Origin of the sequence: Pseudomonas sp. K5002, from assembly GCF_013386655.1 — a bacterium.
In the GTDB taxonomy this organism is placed as follows: Bacteria; Pseudomonadota; Gammaproteobacteria; order Pseudomonadales; family Pseudomonadaceae; genus Aquipseudomonas.
In genome coordinates this window covers 1-592 of the sequence record NZ_JACARK010001337.1, presented here as the reverse complement: position 1 = coordinate 592, position 592 = coordinate 1, and the positions used below count along the sequence as shown (strand labels likewise).

General features: G+C 66.4%; 1 protein-coding gene. It reads right to left on the bottom strand.

The features are described from left to right. A partial coding sequence (locus tag HX846_RS36180) for an MFS transporter (protein ID WP_178967343.1) occupies positions 1–592 on the bottom strand: 592 nt, incomplete at both ends.

Below are 592 nucleotides of genomic sequence, written 5' to 3'. Positions count from 1 at the left end.
CGCCAATCTGCTGGCTGGTGGACGCCATGCCTGCCGCCACGCCCTGCTCGCCCGGCCGGATGCCCAGCCCGGCGGCCACCCACATCGCCGTCCAGGTCATGCCCTGGCCAATACTCAGGATGAAAATCCCCGGCAGCAACGACCAGAACCCCGCCCCCGTCGGCAACGCCACACATACCAAAGCGATACCCACCGCGCCCGCCAACTGGCCGCTGACCAGGGTGTTGCGCAACCCCAGACGCGCCAATGAACGCTCCGCCAGCCAGATGCCCGCGGTGCACACCAGCGTCGCCGGCAAAAACGCCAACCCCGCCTGCAACACGCTGTAGCCGTAGACCTGCTGGTAGTACACCGCCAGAAAGTAGTACTGCACGCCAAAGCTGCTCATGAACACCGCCGTCAACACCATGGCCATGCGCAACTCGCGGTAGCCCAACAAGCGTAGCGGCATCAACGGATCACGGCCCCGGTGTTCGATCCACCCAAACAATCCGAGCAGCACCAACGCCAAGGCCATGCAGCCCAGGGTCGACGGCGCCGCCCAGCCCCACTCCGGCCCCTGCACCAGGGAGAACACCAGCAAGGTGCCGCC